Source organism: Streptomyces sp. P9-A2 (genome assembly GCF_036634175.1).
Taxonomy (GTDB): domain Bacteria; phylum Actinomycetota; class Actinomycetes; order Streptomycetales; family Streptomycetaceae; genus Streptomyces; species Streptomyces pratens.
The window spans coordinates 7,714,183-7,730,868 of sequence record NZ_JAZIFX010000001.1 but is presented as its reverse complement, the minus strand read 5'-3'; the positions used below and the strand labels follow the sequence as shown (position 1 = coordinate 7,730,868).

1 protein-coding gene and 2 pseudogenes are annotated in these 16,686 nt (G+C 73.9%); all 3 read right to left on the bottom strand.

The features are described from left to right. Positions 1-48 precede the first annotated feature (48 nt). A pseudogene (locus V4Y04_RS37930) lies at positions 49-1,095 on the bottom strand (beta-ketoacyl synthase N-terminal-like domain-containing protein); the annotation flags it as partial. A gap of 236 nt (positions 1,096-1,331) precedes the next feature. Next, a pseudogene (locus tag V4Y04_RS34675) lies at positions 1,332-6,998 on the bottom strand (type I polyketide synthase); the annotation flags it as partial. Between the two features lie 57 nt (positions 6,999-7,055). Further along, positions 7,056-16,556 (bottom strand): SDR family NAD(P)-dependent oxidoreductase, encoded by a 9,501-nt coding sequence (locus V4Y04_RS34670; RefSeq protein ID WP_332432273.1) that lies wholly within the window; start codon positions 16,554-16,556, stop codon positions 7,056-7,058. Positions 16,557-16,686: the final 130 nt, after the last annotated feature.

The following is a 16,686-nucleotide window of genomic DNA, read 5'->3' as shown; positions in this document are numbered from 1 at the left end:
CTTCGGCAGCACACCGTGCCGCATCGCCTGCACCATCTTGATCACACCCGCCACACCCGCGGCAGCCTGCGCATGACCGATGTTGGACTTCAGCGAGCCCAGCCACAGCGGCGCGCCCTCCAGGCGGGAACGCCCGTAGGTGGCGAGGAGGGCCTGGGCCTCGATCGGGTCGCCCAGCGACGTACCCGTGCCGTGCGCCTCCACCACGTCGATGTCGGCGGGCGAGAGCCGGGCGTTCTCCAGGGCCTGGCGGATCACCCGCTGCTGGGAGGGGCCGTTGGGCGCGGTCAGGCCGTTGGACGCACCGTCCTGGTTGACGGCCGTACCGCGCACGACGGCGAGCACCTCATGGCCGTTGCGACGGGCGTCCGACAGACGCTCCAGCAACAGCACGCCCACACCCTCGGAGAAGCCAGTGCCGTTGGCGTCGGCGGCGAAGGCGCGGCAGCGGCCGTCCGGGGAGAGGCCGCGCTGCCGGGAGAACTCGACGAACATCTTGCTGTCGGCCATCACGGCCGCGCCGCCGGCCAGCACCATCTCGGACTCGCCGGAGCGCAGGGACTGGACGGCGAGGTGGATGGCGACCAGAGACGAGGAGCAGGCGGTGTCGACCGTGACCGAGGGGCCTTCGATACCCAGGGTGTAGGACACGCGGCCCGAGGCGAAGCTGCCGGTGCTGCCGCGTCCCAGGTACGCCTCCAGGTCCTCCGGGACCTTGCGCACGCGCGGCGCGTAGTCGTGGTGCATGACGCCGGTGTAGAAGCCGATCCTGCGTCCGCGCAGGGAGGTGGGGTCGATGTTGGCGCGTTCGAAGACCTCCCAGGAGGTCTCCAGGAGCAGCCGCTGCTGCGGGTCCATCGCCAGCGCCTCGCGCGGCGAGATCCCGAAGAACGGGGCGTCGAACCCGGCCACGTCGTCGAGGAACCCGCCCTCACGGACGTAGGAGGTACCGGACACGTCCGGGTCGGGGTCGTAGAGGCCGTCGAGGTCCCAGCCGCGGTCGGCCGGGAAGGGGCCGACGGCGTCGACGCCGTCGGACACCAGCCGCCACAGGCCCTCGGGGGAGGTCACTCCTCCCGGCAGACGACACGCCATACCGACGACGGCGATGGGCTCCCACGCCTTCTCCTCGACCTCGCGCAGCCGGCGGGTCGCCTGACGAGCGGTGGCGACTGCCTTGTTGAGGTATTCGCGGTACTTCTTGTCGTCGGACATGGAGAAGGTCAGCTCCTAGAGAAAGACTTCTGACGGCGGGGCGGGCGGCGGGATCCGCGGGGCCTGGTGGAACCGGTCAGGACCGACGGTCGGACGGGATCGACGGATCGGCGCCGTCAGGAAGCGGTGAACTCGTTGAACTCGTTGTCGATGATGCCGAAGACCTCGTCGTCGGTGACCGACTCGAGGTCGTCGTCGGGGCCGTCCTCCGCGGCGTCCGGCGACCACTTGGCCAGCAGGACCTGCAGGGCGGCGGTGACCTGGGCGCGGACCGCCCGGTCGTCGGGCACGGAGGCGAGCGTGGTCCTGAGCTTCTCGACCTCGACGACCGCCCGGTGCATGGCGGGGCTGCTCTCGGGTGCGAGGGCCTCGCGCAGGTGCGCGACGAGCACGGCGGGTGCGGGGTGGTCGAAGAGCAGCGTGGCGGGCAGGCGCAGGCCGGTGGCGGCGGACAGCTTGTTGCGAAGTCCGACGGCGGTGAGCGAGTCGAAGCCGAGCTCCTGGAAGGCCCGTTCCGGGTGGATGGCGTGCGTGTCCTGGTGGCCGAGGACGACGGCGGTCTCGGCGCGGACCAGATCGAGCAGGATGGCGTTCTGGGCGCCTTCCTCGAGTCCGGCCAGTCGTTCGCGCAGGGAACCGGCCGTGGCGAGGTCGGCACGCCGGGCGCGGGCCTCGGCCGCGGCGATGCGGCGGACCTCCGGGACGCCCTGGAGAAGTGCGGAGGGCCGGGGCGTGGTGAACGCCGCGTGGAACCGCTTCCAGTCGATGTTGGCGACGGTGAGGCCGCTCTGGTCGCCGGTCAGGGCGCGGTCGAGGGCGGTCAGCATCAGTTCGGGGCGTACGGTCTCGATGCCCTGGCGGCGCAGTTGCGGTGCCGAGGCGGCGTCGACCATGCCGCCGCCGGACCAGGCGCCCCAGGCGAGGGCGGTGGCGGCGCGGCCCTGACCCCGCCGGCGTCCGACGAGGGCGTCCAGGTAGGCGTTGCCCGCGGAGTAGGCGCTCTGGGTGCCGCTGCCCCAGACTCCCGCGATGGACGAGAAAACGATGAACGCGTCCAGCGAGGTGTCGCCGAGGAGTGCGTCGAGGTGGGCGGCGCCCGCCACCTTGGCCGACACCACGGCGCCGAAGTCGTCGAGGGTCGTCTCCTCCAGGGCGCCAAAGCCGTTGGCGCCGGCGGCGTGGACGACGGTGCGGACGGTATCGCCGTCCGCCGCGAGCTTCGCCAGCAGGTCCGCGAGGGTCTGCCGGTCCGTGACGTCGACGGCGGCCACGGTGACCCGGGCGCCGGCTTCGGTGAGTTCAGCGGTCAGTTCGGCGGCGCCGGGGGCGTCGGGACCACGGCGGCTGGTCAGCACCAGGTGCTCGGCGCCGGCCGCGGCCATCCGGCGGGCGGCGTGTCCGCCGAGCGCTCCGGTGCCGCCGGTGATCAGTGCGGTGCCGGTGGTCCGCCAGGATGTCTCGTCCGGCTGCGGCCGGTACAGCAGGGTCCGTTCCAGGCGGCGGGTGAGGATCGTGCCGGCGCGCAGGGCGAGCTGGTCCTCGGCGCCGCTGCCGCCGCCGAGCACCGCGGCGAGCAAGTCGCCCGTGTTCTGGCCCAGGTCGGCGGGGAGGTCGACGAGCCCGCCCCAGCGGCCCGGGTGTTCGAGCGCGGCGACCTGGCCGAGGCCCCAGAGGGCGGCCTGGTCGGCGCTGCGCACCGGGTCGGTGTCGGAGGTGGCGACGGCTCCCTGGGTGGCGATCCAGAGCGGTGCGTCGATGCCGGTGTCGCCGAGCGCCTGGACGAGGGCGAGCGTGGCCGCGAGTCCGCCGGTGACGCCGGGGTGGCCGGGTCGGCCGGTCTCGTCGAGGGCGAGCAGGGACAGGACGCCGGTGACGGCGTCCCGGTCCGTGACCGCGCCGGAGAGGAGGGCGGCGAACGCCTCCCGGTCCGTGGCTCCGCCGGCCGCTGCGGACAGCGGTACGACGTCGGCGCCGCGGCCTTCGAGGGCGGTGAGGGACGCGGTGACCGCGGGGTGTCCGGCGTGGTCGGCGGGCACGGCGACCAGCCAGGTGCCGGTGGGGGCGGCGGCCGGGTCAATGTCCTCGACCGGGGGCCAGGACGTGCCGTAGATCCAGTTGTCGAGCCGGAAGGAGCCGGACTCGCGGGCCAGCCGGGCGCCGGCGAGCTGCTCTTGGGTCACCTGCCGGCCGATGAGGGCGTCGATGCGGGCCACCGGGGCGCCGGTCTGGTCGGTGACGGTGACTTGCCAGGTCTCCTCGCCCGCGGGGACGAAGTGGGCCCGCAGCCGGGTGGCTCCGCGGGTCCACAGGGTGATGCCGTTCCAGGAGAAGGGCAGTCGCGGCAGTCCGGTGCCGTAGATCAGCGGGGCGTGCAGCGAGGAGTCCAGCAGGGCGGGGTGGAGGGAGAAGTTCCCCGCTTCCTCCCGCTGTTCCTCGGGCAGCGCGACCTCGGCGAAGATCTCGTCGTCGCGGGTCCACACGCCGCGCAGGCCCTGGAAGGCGGGGCCGTACTCGTAGCCGCGCTCGGCCAGTCCCACGTACACGGACTCGACGTCGACGGGTACGGCGGTGGCGCCGGCCGGCGGCCAGGGGAGAACGGGTTCGTCGGACTCCAGGTCCTCGGGGACGAGCGTGCCGGTGGCGTGGCGCGTCCAGTCGGGCTCGTCGCCCTCGGGCCGGGAGTGGACGGAGACGGCACGGCGGCCCGACTCGTCGGGTGCGGCGAGTTCGACGCGCACCTGGATGCCGCCGTCCTCGGGAAGGATGAGGGGCGCCTCGATGACGAGTTCCTCGAGGGCGCCGCAGTCGACCTCGGCGCCGGCGGTGAGGACCAGGTCGACGAAGCCGGTGCCGGGCAGCAGGGCCGTGCCCCACACGGCGTGGTCGGCCAGCCAGGGGTGGGTGCGCGTCGACCAGCGGCCGGTAAAGGCCGTGCCGCCGGTGCCAGGCAGGTCCACTGCGGCGCCGAGCAGCGGGTGCCTGGTGGGCGTGAGACCGGCGGAGGAGACGTCGCCCTCGGCGCGTTCCGCCTTCAGCCAGTAGTGCTGGTGCTGGAAGGGATACGTCGGCAGTTCCGTCCGCCGCGCACTCCCCGCATCGAACGCAGCCGCCCAATCGACATCGACACCCCCCGCATACACCTCACCCACCGACCGCAAGAAACGGTCCAACCCACCCTCACCACGACGCAACGACCCCACCACCAGGCCATCCACGCCCACCGCACCCATCGTCTCCGCCACCACAAACCCCAACACCGGATGCGGACTCATCTCCACGAACACCCGACGCCCCGCACCCAACAGACCCCGCGTCACCTCCTCCAGACGCACCTGCTCCCGCAAATTACGGAACCAATACCCACCATCCAGAACACCCGTATCAACCACCCCACCCGACACCGTCGACCAAAACTCCACCCCACCCGACGCCCCAGACGCCTTGGACACCTCCGACGTCGACACCGGCGACACCCCCGCCAACACCTCCGCCAACTCCTCCTCAACACCCTCGACCATCACCGAATGCGACGCGTAATCCACCGGCACCCGACGCACCCGCACCCCCTCACCCCGCAACTCCTCCTCCAACTCCCCCAACGCACCCACCACACCCGCCACCACCACCGACGACGGACCATTCACCGCCGCCACCGACAACCCCGCACCCAAACGCCCCTCCACCACACCCACCGGCAGAGCAACCGACAACATCCCACCCCCACCGGCCAACGACGACGCAATCACCCGACTCCGCCCCGCCACCACCCGCGCACCGTCCTCCAACGACAACCCACCCACCACACACGCAGCCGCAATCTCACCCTGCGAATGACCCACCACCGCAACCGGCTCCACACCCACCGACCGCCACAACCCCGCCAACGACACCATCACAGCCCACAACACCGGCTGCACCACATCAACCCGCTCCAACGCCTCCTCATCACCCAACACATCAACCAAAGACCACTCCACAAACGGTGCCAACGCCTCCTCACAGCGCCCCATCCACTCCGCAAACACCACCGACTCCGACAACAACCCCACCGCCATACCCACCCACTGCGCCCCCTGACCCGGAAACACAAACACCACACCAGGATCGGCACCCTGGGCAGCGGGCGCGGCTGACGCCGTGTCCGGCGCGACGGCGAGGGCCGCCAGCCGCTCCACCGCCTGCTCGTGGTCACGGGCGACCACGACACCGCGGTGGTCGAACGTCGTGCGCGACGTCAGGGAGAGGGCGACGCCGGGCAGAGCGGCCTCGGGACGGTCCGCCAGGAAGGCCGCGAGCCGGCTCGCCTGCTCGCGCAGGGCCTCGGGCGTCTTGCCGGACAGGGCCAGCGGCACCACGGCACCGGAGACCACGGGGGGCGTGACGGCGCCGCCGTCGGCGTCCGTCTCCGCGGGCTCCTCCGCCGGGGCCTGTTCGAGGACGACGTGGGCGTTGGTGCCGCTGAGGCCGAAGGACGAGACACCCGCACGGCGGGGCCGGTCGGCCCCCGGCCACTCCCGCGCCTCGGTCAGCAACTCCACCGCACCCGCCGACCAGTCCACCTTCGGCGACGGAGCATCCACATGCAGCGTCTTCGGCAGCACACCGTGCCGCATCGCCTGCACCATCTTGATCACACCCGCCACACCCGCGGCAGCCTGCGCATGACCGATGTTGGACTTCAGCGAGCCCAGCCACAGCGGCGCGCCCTCCAGGCGGGAACGCCCGTAGGTGGCGAGGAGGGCCTGGGCCTCGATCGGGTCGCCCAGCGACGTACCCGTGCCGTGCGCCTCCACCACGTCGATGTCGGCGGGCGAGAGCCGGGCGTTCTCCAGGGCCTGGCGGATCACCCGCTGCTGGGAGGGGCCGTTGGGCGCGGTCAGGCCGTTGGACGCACCGTCCTGGTTGACGGCCGTACCGCGCACGACGGCGAGCACCTCATGGCCGTTGCGACGGGCGTCCGACAGACGCTCCAGCAACAGCACGCCCACACCCTCGGCCCAGGCGGTGCCGTCCGCGCCGGCGGCGAAGGCCTTGACGCGGCCGTCCGCGGCCAGGCCGCGCTGCCGGGAGAACTCGACGAAGGCGCCCGGGGTGGACATCACGGCCACGCCGCCCGCGAGCGCGAGCGTGCACTCGCCGGAGCGCAGCGACTGGGCTGCGAGGTGGATCGCCACGAGGGACGAGGAGCAGGCGGTGTCGATCGTCACCGCGGGCCCCTCGAGGCCCAGGGTGTACGCGACCCGGCCCGACACGACGCTGCCCGCGCCGCCGGTGAGGACGTACCCCTCGATCTCCTCGGAGCCGGTGCCCATGCGCGGGGCGTACTCCTGGCCTGCTACGCCGGTGAAGACGCCGACGCTCTCGCCCTTGAGCGTGGTGGGGTCGATCCCGGCGCGCTCCAGGGTCTCCCAGGAGGTCTCCAGGAGCAGCCGCTGCTGCGGGTCCATCGCCAGCGCCTCGCGCGGCGAGATCCCGAAGAACGGGGCGTCGAACCCGGCCACGTCGTCGAGGAACCCGCCCTCACGGACGTAGGAGGTACCGGACACGTCCGGGTCGGGGTCGTAGAGGCCGTCGAGGTCCCAGCCGCGGTCGGCCGGGAAGGGGCCGACGGCGTCGACGCCGTCGGACACCAGCCGCCACAGGCCCTCGGGGGAGGTCACTCCTCCCGGCAGACGACACGCCATGGCGATGACGGCGACGGGTTCGGTGCGCCGGTTCTGCTCGTCGCGCAGTTTCTCCCGCGTCTGCTGCAGCTCGGCCGAGACCCGCTTGAGGTAGGTGAGCGCCTTCTCGTCGGTGGTCATGGAACCTGATCTCCTCTTGATGTGCCTGAGGGCGGGTCAGCCGAGCCCGAGCTCGTTGTCGATGAAGGCGTAGACGTCGTCGGCGGAGGCGGCTTCGAGCTGCCGGGCCCGGTCGGTGTTCTCGGCCGGGCCGCCGACCAGGCCGGCCTCTTCGAGTCGCGATCCGAGGAACCGCAGGCGGGAGTGGATGCCGGAGTGTTCCAGCTCCTCCGCCAGCAGGGCGTCGAGCGCCGCTTCCAGGGCGTCGAGTTTGGTGGTGACCGGGTCGGACTCCTGGTCGATGGCCTTGAGCAGGTAGTCGGCGAGGGCGGTGGGCGCCGGGTAGTCGAAGACGGCCGTCGTCGGCAGTCCGGTGCCGGCGGCCCTGGTGAGCCGGTTGCGCAGTTCCACCGCTGTCAGCGAGTCGAACCCGGCCTCCTTGAAGGCTCGTTCGGGTACGACCAGTGAGGCGTCGGAGTGGCCGAGGACGGCGGCGGCCTCCCGGCGGACCACGTCCAGGACGAGGGCGGCCTTCTCGTCCGCGGGGAGCCCGGTGAGCCGTTCGGCCAGTGTGTGTCCGGCGGCCGTGGTGGCGGCCGCCGTCCGGCGCGGCGCGCGCACGAGCGCGCGCAGCATCGGTGGGAGGGTGCCGGACGCGGCACGTTCGCGTAGCACGCCGAGGTCGAGGCGGGTCGGTACGAGGACCGGTTCGGCGCTCGTCAGGGCGGCGTCGAGGAGGGCCAGGCCGTCCTCGGCGGTCAGTCCCAGCATGCCGTCGCGTGCGGTGCGCCGCAGGTCGGCCTCGGCGAGGGTGCCGGTCATGCCGCTCGCGTGGGACCACAGGCCCCAGGCGAGCGATGTGGCGGGCAGTCCCTCGGCGCGGCGGACGTGGGCGAGGCCGTCGAGGAAGGAGTTGGCGGCCGCGTAGTTGGCCTGTCCGGGGTTGCCGAGGGTGCCCGCGGCCGAGGAGAACAGCACCAGGGCGGCGAGGTCGAGGTCCCGGGTCAGGTCGTGCAGGTGGAGGGCGGCGTCGGCCTTGGGCCGCAGGACGGTGGCCGTCCGCCCGGGGGTGAGGGCCGCCAGTACGCCGTCGTCGACGACGCCGGCGGTGTGCACCACCGCCGTGAGGGGCGCGGTCGCCGGGACGGAGGCCAGCAGCGCGGCGAGCGCGTCGCGGTCGGCGGCGTCGCAGGCCTCGACGGTGACGGTCGCGCCCAGTGCGGTGAGTTCGGCGGCGAGTTCCCGGGCGCCGGGTGCGTCGGGGCCGCTCCTGCTGGTGAGGAGCAGGTTGCGGGCGCCGTGCGCGGTGACGAGGTGGCGGGCGACGAGTGCGCCGAGGGAGCCGGTGCCGCCGGTGACCAGGACGGTGCCGTCGGGGTCGGGCCGGTGAGGCAGGGTCAGGACGGCCTTGCCGATGTGGCGGGCCCTGCTGAGGTGCCGGAAGGCGTCCGGGGCCTGGCGTACGTCCCACGCGGTCACGGGCAGGGGGGTGAGGGCGCCGCGGTCGAAGAGGGCGACGAGTTCGTCCAGCAGTTCGCGCACCCGGTCGTGGTCCGCCTCGACGAGGTCGTAGGCGCGGTACCGCACCCCGGGGTGGCGTTCGGCGACCTCGACGGCGTCGCGGATGTCGGTCTTGCCCATTTCGAGGAAGCGGCCGCCGCGCGGGAGCAGGCGCAGCGACGCGTCGACGAACTCGCCGGCGAGGGCGTCGAGGACGACGTCGACGCCGCGTCCGCCGGTGGTGTCGAGGAAGTGCTGTTCGAAGGCGGTGGTGCGGGAGTTGGCGATGTGGGCGTCGTCGAGTCCCTGGGCGCGCAGGGTGTCCCACTTGCCGGGGCTCGCGGTGCCACAGACCTCGGCGCCGAGGTGGCGGGCGATCTGGACGGCGGCCATGCCGACGCCGCCGGCTGCGGCGTGGACGAGGACGGTCTCGCCGGGCCGGACGTCGGCCAGGTCGCGCAGGCCGTAGAGGGCGGTGAGGAACGCGATGGGCGCGGCGGCGGCCTGGGCGAAGGTCCATCCGGCGGGGACGCGGACGAGCCTGCGGTGGTCGGTGGTGGCCTCGGGGCCGAACGCGCCGCCGGGGAAGAGTCCCATGACCCGGTCGCCGGGCTTCAGGCCGTCGACGCCGGGGCCGGTCGCGAGGACGACGCCAGCCGCCTCGCCGCCGATCGCGGCCTCGCCGGGGTACATGTCCAGGGCGATCATGACGTCGCGGAAGTTTATGCCCGCGGCGCGGACGGCGACGCGGACCTGGCCGTGGGCCGGGGGGCCGGGGTCGGCGTCCGGTACGAGGGCAAGGTTCTCCAGGGTGCCGGGCCCGGTGGTGTCGAGGTGCCAGGCGCCGGTGTCCCCGGGGACGGTTAGGGCGGGTCCGGCGGCGGGGACGAGGCGGGGCACGGTGACCTCGCCGTCCCGCACCGCGAACTGCGTCTCTTCCAGGGCGTCGGCGACTGCGGGGAGCCCGGTGAGCGCGTCGCGGGAGGTGTCGAGGTGGTCGGTGTCGGCCAGGACGAGGCGGCCGGGGTGTTCGGACTGAGCGGAGCGCACGAGGCCCCAGACGGCGGCCGCGGCCGGGTCGGTGGCGTTCTCGCCGTCGCGGACGGTGACGGCGCCCCGGGTGAGCACGAGGAGCCGCGCGCTGTCGTCGGTTTCGGTGTCGGCCAGAAACGTCTGGAGGTGTTCGAGGACGCGGGCGGTCAGTGCGTGGACGGCCTCGGGCTGGGTGCCGTCGCCGGTGGCTTCGAGGACGCGGAAGCCGTCGAGGCCGTCCGGGCGGGCCGTGACCGGCAGCGGTGTCCACTCGGTGCGGAACAGCGACTCGTGTCCGGTCGGTCCGGCGGGGCGCAGCCGTTCGGCGGCCACGGGGCGCAGGACGAGGGAGTCGACGTCGGCGACCGGGGCGCCGGTGGTGTCGGTGACGCGCAGGCCGACCGCGTTCTCTCCGGCGGGGGTGATCCGCACCCGCAGGGCCTTGGCGCCGGCGGCGTGCAGGCGTACGCCGTTCCACGCGAAGGGCAGCAGACGGGATCCGTCGGCGGGTTCGTCGACGGCGCCGAAGGCGCTGGGGTGCAGGGCGGCGTCGAAGAGGGCGGGGTGCAGGCCGAACTGGGCGGCGTCGTCGTGGTGCTCGTCGTCGAGGGCGACCTCGGCGAAGACCTCCTCGCCGAGGGTCCACGCGGCGCTCAGTCCCTGGAAGGCGGGGCCGTAGGCGTAGCCGTCCCGGGCGCGCCGCGGGTAGAAGTCGGTGACGGGCACGGCCGTGGCGTTTGGCGGGGGCCAGGCTCCGGTGTCGGGGCCGGGGGCGTCGCCGGGTTCCGTGAGGGTGCCGCTCGCGTGGCGGGTCCAGGGGCCCTCGTCGCCGTCGGGGCGGGAGTGGACGGAGACGGGGCGGTCGCCGGTCCCGTCGGGGGCGCCGACGTGCACCCTGATGCGGACGGCGCCGGTCTCGGGCAGTGCCAGGGGTGCGGCCAGGACGAGTTCGCGGACGCTTCCGCAGCCGACCTCGTCGCCGGCCCGGACGGTCATCTCGACGAGGGCCGTTCCGGGCAGCAGGACGGTGCCGCCGACCGCGTGGTCGGCGAGCCAGGGCCGGTCGGCCAAGGAGAGGCGGCCGGTGAAGGTGACGGCGTCGGCCTCGGGCACTTCCACCGTCGCGTCGAGCAGCGGGTGCTGTGCCGCGGTGATGCCCGCGGCGCTGAGGTCGCCGGCGGCGGGGGTGGCGTCGAGCCAGTAGCGCCGGTGCTGGAAGGCGTAGGTCGGTACGGCGGTGGTGGCGCGGGCGTCGCCGCCCGCGAGCAGGGCGGCCCAGTCGACGGGGGCGCCCCTGGTGTGGGCGCGGCCGATGGCCGTGAGCAGCGTCGCGGGTTCGGGCCGTCCGTCGCGCAGTGCGGCCACGCAGTCGACGTCCTCGGGGAGGCTGTCCTGCGCCATGGCGGTCAGCACTCCGCCGGGGCCGAGTTCGAGCACGGTGGTGACGCCCTGTTCGCGCAGGGTGCGCAGGCCGTCGGCGAAGCGGACGGTGCCGCGGACGTGCCGCACCCAGTAGTCGGGGGTGCGCAGTTCGCCGGGGTCGGCGAGGGTGCCGGTGAGGTTGGAGACGACGGGCAGGTCCGGGGCGTGGAAGTCCAGCCGGGCGGCGACGTCGCGGAAGGCGTCCAGCATGGGCTCCATGCGCGCCGAGTGGAAGGCGTGCGAGACGCGCAGCCGCTTCGTCCGGCGGCCGAGGGCGGCGAACCGGGCGGCCGCCGCTTCGACGGCGGGGGTGTCGCCGGAGAGGACCACGGCCTCGGGGCCGTTGAGCGCCGCGACGGCGACCGCCCCGGTCGTCTCGGCGGCGACCTCGTCCTCGGTGGCCTGTACGGCGATCATGGCGCCGCCCTCGGGGAGGCGCTGCATCATCGCGCCGCGGGCGGCGACCAGGGTCGCGGCGTCCTCCAGGGACCAGACGCCGGCGACGTGGGCGGCGGCGAGTTCACCGATGGAGTGGCCGGCGACCAGGTCGGGGCGCACGCCCCAGGACTCGACGAGCCGGTAGAGGGCGACGCCCACGGCGAACAGGGCCGCCTGGGTGTAGGCGGTCCGGTCGAGCAGGTCCGCCTCGGGGGTGCCGGGTTCGGCGAAGACGATGTCGCGCAGGGGGCGTTCGAGTCCGTGGTCGAGGGCGGCGCAGGCCTCGTCGAAGGCGCGGGCGTAGGCGGGGAACGCGTCGTACAGTTCGCGGCCCGCTCCGGGGCGCTGGGCGCCCTGGCCGGAGAAGACGAACGCGAGTCGGCCGCCGGTGGCGGTGCCTGTCGTGCCGTCGCCGGCGGCGAGGCCGGCCAGGGCGGTGCGGGCCTCTTCCGCGGAGGAGGCGACGACGACCGCGCGGTGGGCGAAGGCCTGACGTCCGCCGAGGGTGAGGGCGATGTCGGCCGGGGAGGGGGCGTCCTCGGCTCCGAGGAGACCGGCGACGCGTCCGGCCTGGGCGCGCAGGGCCTCGGGGGACTTGGCGGACAGGACGTACGGGAGGAGCCCGTCGGGCAGTGCGCGGTCCGGCGTGTCCGCCGGGGACGGTCTGCCGGCGGGCGGCGTCGCGGGATCCTCGGGCTGTTCGAGGAGGACGTGGGCGTTGGTGCCGCTGATCCCGAAGGAGGACACTCCCGCGCGGCGCGGGTGTCCGGTCTCGGGCCAGGGCCTGGACTCGGTGAGGAGTTCGACGGCGCCGCGGGTCCAGTCGACCTCGGGCGTCGGGGCGTCGACGTGCAGCGTCCTGGGCAGCACTCCGTGCCGCATGGCCTGCACCATCTTGATCACGCCTGCCGCGCCGGCGGCGGCCTGGGCGTGTCCGATGTTCGACTTCAACGACCCCAGCCACAGGGGCCGGTCCTCGCCGGGCCGTTCCCGGCCGTAGGTGGCGATGAGGGCCTGGGCCTCGATCGGGTCACCCAGGGACGTGCCCGTGCCGTGCGCCTCGACCGCGTCCACGTCGGCTGCCGTCAGACCGGCGTTGGCCAGCGCCTGCCGGATCACGCGCTGCTGGGAGGGGCCGTTGGGCGCGGTCAGGCCGTTGGACGCGCCGTCCTGGTTCACCGCGCTGCCGCGCACGACGGCGAGGACCTCGTGGCCGTTGCGGCGGGCGTCGGAGAGCCGTTCGAGGAGCAGCAGGGCCACTCCCTCGGACCAGTTCGTGCCGTCCGCCCCGGCGGCGAAGGCCTTGACGCGGCCGTCGGGGGCGAGGCCGCGCTGCCGCGAGAACTCGACGAAGCTGCCGGGGGTCGACATCACGGTGACGCCGCCGGCCAGCGCCAGGGAGCACTCCCCCGTGCGCAGCGCCTGGGCGGCCAGGTGCAGGGCGACCAGCGAGGACGAGCAGGCGGTGTCCACCGTCACGGCGGGGCCCTCGAAGCCGAAGGTGTAGGACACCCGGCCGGAGACGACGCTGCCCGCGCCGCCCACGCCGAGGTAGCCCTCGACCTCCTTGGTGGGCCGTACCGCGCGGGTGGTGTAGTCGTGGTACATGGACCCGGCGAAGACGCCGACGCTCGCGCCGCGCAGCGCGTCCACGTCCAGGCCGGCGCGTTCGAAGACCTCCCAGGAGGTCTCCAGGAGGAGCCGCTGCTGGGGGTCCATCGCGACGGCCTCGCGCGGGGAGATCCCGAAGAACTCGGCGTCGAAGCCGGCGACGTCGTCGAGGAAGCCGCCCTCCATGACGTAGGACTTCCCGGCCGCGTCGGGGTCGGGGTCGTACAGTTCGCCGAGGTTCCAGCCGCGGTCGGAGGGGAACGGGGAGCGGCCGTCGTCGCCGTCGGCGACCAGGCGCCACAGGTGCTCGGGGGACGAGACGCCGCCGGGCAGCCGGCACCCCATCGAGACGATGGCGATCGGGTCGTCGTCTAGGGCCGCCGCGGGCCGTGCGGAGGGGCCCGGCTCGTCGGCCGGCTCGCCGTAGACCTCGCGCAGCAGTTGCCGGGCCAGTGCCTCGGGGGTGGGGTGGTCGAAGGCGCTGGTGGCGGGGAGCCGCAGTCCGGTGGCGGTGTTGAGCCTGTCGCGCAGGGAGACCGCCATCAGGGAGGTGAACCCCATCTCCTTGAATGCCCGGTCGGTCTGGACGTCCTCGGCGCCATCGTGGCCGAGGACCGTGGCGGTCTCGTCGCGCACCAGCCGCAGCAGGTGCTCCTCCCGCTCCTCCTCGGGCAGGCCTTCCAACCGGCCGCGCAGGTCGGCGGTCTCCGTCGGCTCCCGGCGGGCCGTGGTGTCGATCAGCCCGCACAGCGGGGCGGGGACCGGGCCGGTGAGCAGGGCGGCGTTGTCGAGGCGCATCGCGACGAACGCGGCCTCTCCCACGGCGTGCGCGGCGTCGAACATCACCAAGGCCTGCTGTTCGGTGAGTTCGCCCGCCCCGTAGGGGACGGCGCTTCCGGCGGCGCCGTCGGCCCAAGGGCCCCAGGCCAGGGACAGGGCGGGCAGGCCGTCGGCGCGCCGGTGCTGGGCCAGGGCGTCCAGGGCGGCGCACTCGGAGGCGATGTCGCCGGCGCCGGGGGCGCCGAGGACGCCGAGGGGCGAGGAGCACAGGACGAACGCGCGCAGGTCGAGGCCGGCGGTCATGTCGTGCAGGGCGTGGGCCGCGGCGGACACGGTGCCGGTGCCGGTGATCTCCTCCGCGTGCACGACGGCCGTCAGCGGGGGCCTGCCCCGTTCGGCCAGCAGTGCGGCGAGGGCGGCACGGTCGCTCGGGTCGCAGGCGACGGCGGTGGCGCGGGCGCCGGTCCGGGCGAGGTCCTCGCACAGGGTCTGCACGCTCTCGTCGCCGTGGCCCGGGGTGTGGGCGAGGAGCAGGTGGCGGGCGCCGTGCGCGGTCGCGAGGTGGCGGGCGAGGGCCGCGCCCTGGGCGGTGGCGGCACCGGTGACCAGGACCGTCCCGTCGGGGTCGAGCAGCGGCCGCGGAGCCGCCTCGACGTCCATGGAGACGCGGGCCAGGCGCGGCAGCAGGGCGACCCCGGAGCGGACGGCGAACTGCGGCTCACCGGCGTTGACGGCGGCGACCAGGGGCCGTGCGCCGTCGGCGCCGAGGCCGTCGGTGTCGAGGTCGGCGAGGACGAGCCGGCCGGGATGCTCGGTCTGCAGGGCGCGGACGAGGCCCCACAGCGGGGTGTGCGCGGGATCCAGCACGTCCTCGCCGTCACCGGCGGCCACGGCGCGCCGGGTGAGCACCACGAGCGTGACGTGCCGGTCGTGGTCGTCGGCCAGCCGGTCCTGGAGGGAGGCGACGAACTCCTCGATGCCCGCGCCGGAGTCGTAGGCGGTCCGGTCCAGGAGGAGGACGTCCGTGCCGTCGGCCGGCGTACGGACGGCGGCCCGGTCGGAGGCGACCTCGCACGGGGTGCCGGCATCGCGCAGCGCGGCGGCCACGCCGAGCGGGTCGGGGCCGGCCAGCGCCCAGCCGCCCTGCTTGCCCCGGGCCGCGCCGAAGGAGATCGGGGAGCTGGGTATCCAGTCGACGCGGAACAACGAGTCGTACAGGCCGCTGCTGGTGGCGCGCAGCCGCGCGGGGGTCTCGAGGAGCCGGTGTCGGACGATCTTGCCGGAGGCGGTGCGCGGGATCGCCTCGATCTCGTAGAGCTCCTCCGGCACCTTGAAGTAGGAGAGGTGCTCGCGGCACGCGGCGAACAGCGCTTCCGTGTCCGGTCCCTGGGGGCCGGGGACAATGAACGCGACCGGTACCTCGCCGAGCACGTTGTGCGGCTTGCCGACCACCGCGACGTCGGCGACTCCGGGGACGGTGCGCAGGACCTCCTCCACCTCGCCGGGGTGGATGTTCTCCCCCGCGCGGATGATCAGTTCCTTCCTGCGGCCGGTGATGGTGAAGTACCCGGCCTCGTCGCAGCGGGCCAGGTCGCCGGTGCGGTACCAGCCGTCGTGGAAGGCGGCCGCGGTGGCCTCGGGCTGGTTGTGGTAACCGGCCATGACGCTCGGGCCGCGCACCCACACCTCGCCCTCCCGGCCGTCGGCGACGTCCTCACCGGTCTGCGTGTCGACCAGGCGTACGCCCAGGCCCACCACCGGCAGTCCGCAGGAGCCCTCCGTCCTGGCGCCCGAGGGCCAGTTGACGGTGATGGCACCGCAGGTCTCGGTGGAGCCATAGGCGTCGATGAGGGGGATGCCGAAGACACGCTCGAACGAGCGGCGCAGCGAGGCGGTGGTGACCGCGCCGCCCACCAGGGCCACCCGGAGCCGGGGGGCGGTGAAGCCGCGGTCGCGGGCCGCGTCGAGCAGGTAGTGCAGCAGGGTGGGGACACCGGCCAGGAAGGTGGCGCGCTCCTCCTCCAGTGCGGTCAGCACGTCCTCGGCCGACAGGCCGTCGACGATGCGCGCGGTGGCGCCGACGGCCACCACGGAGAGCACGCAGGCGATGTGCGAGAGGCTGTGGAAGAGGGGGAGCGGCCAGACGACCCGGTCCTCGGGGCCCAGTCCGGGGACCGGCACGTAGCAGGCGGCCACCGACCACAGGCAGTTGCGCTGGGTGGAAAGAACTCCCTTGGGTCTACCGGTGGTTCCGGAGGTGTAGAGCATCCATGCGAGGTCGTCGAGACCGAGGTCGTCCCGGGCCGGCGTGGCGGGCTCACGGGTCGCGAAGGCCTCGTAGGAGAGGAAGCCGGGCGGCAGCGGCTCGTCGCCGACCAGGACGACCGTCAGGTGGGGCCGGTCCGGCAGCAGGCGCCGCAGCTGTTCCACGTGCGGGTGGTCGGTGACGACGATCCGGGCGCCGCTGTCGTCGAGGAGGTGCGCGAGTTCCGCGTCGCTGCTGCGCGGATTGGCCGGGACGCCGATGGCGCTGGCTCGGGTGATGGCGTAGTAGCTCTCGACGGTCTCGACGCGGTTGCCCAGACAGATCGCGGCACGATCGCCTGGTTGCAGCCGCAAATCAGCGAGGTGGCCGGCCAGTCGCCGGGTCCGTGCCTCCAGATCGGTGTAACTGACGCTCCGTCGGGCATCACGGTAGGCGACCTTGGCTCCGAAGTGCCGAGCCTGGTGGGCCAGCAGCTCGGGTAGCGGCCGAATCAGCTCCGTACGCAACATGTGTCGTCATCCTTCCGGGGCGACAGCAGACGGGCAGCCCGCAATGGCAGATGGTTCCACCTACCCGGGACAGTCTTGCCACCCGTAACTCCTCACGGACCCCCTCATCACCCCCCTAGGCATCCCTAAC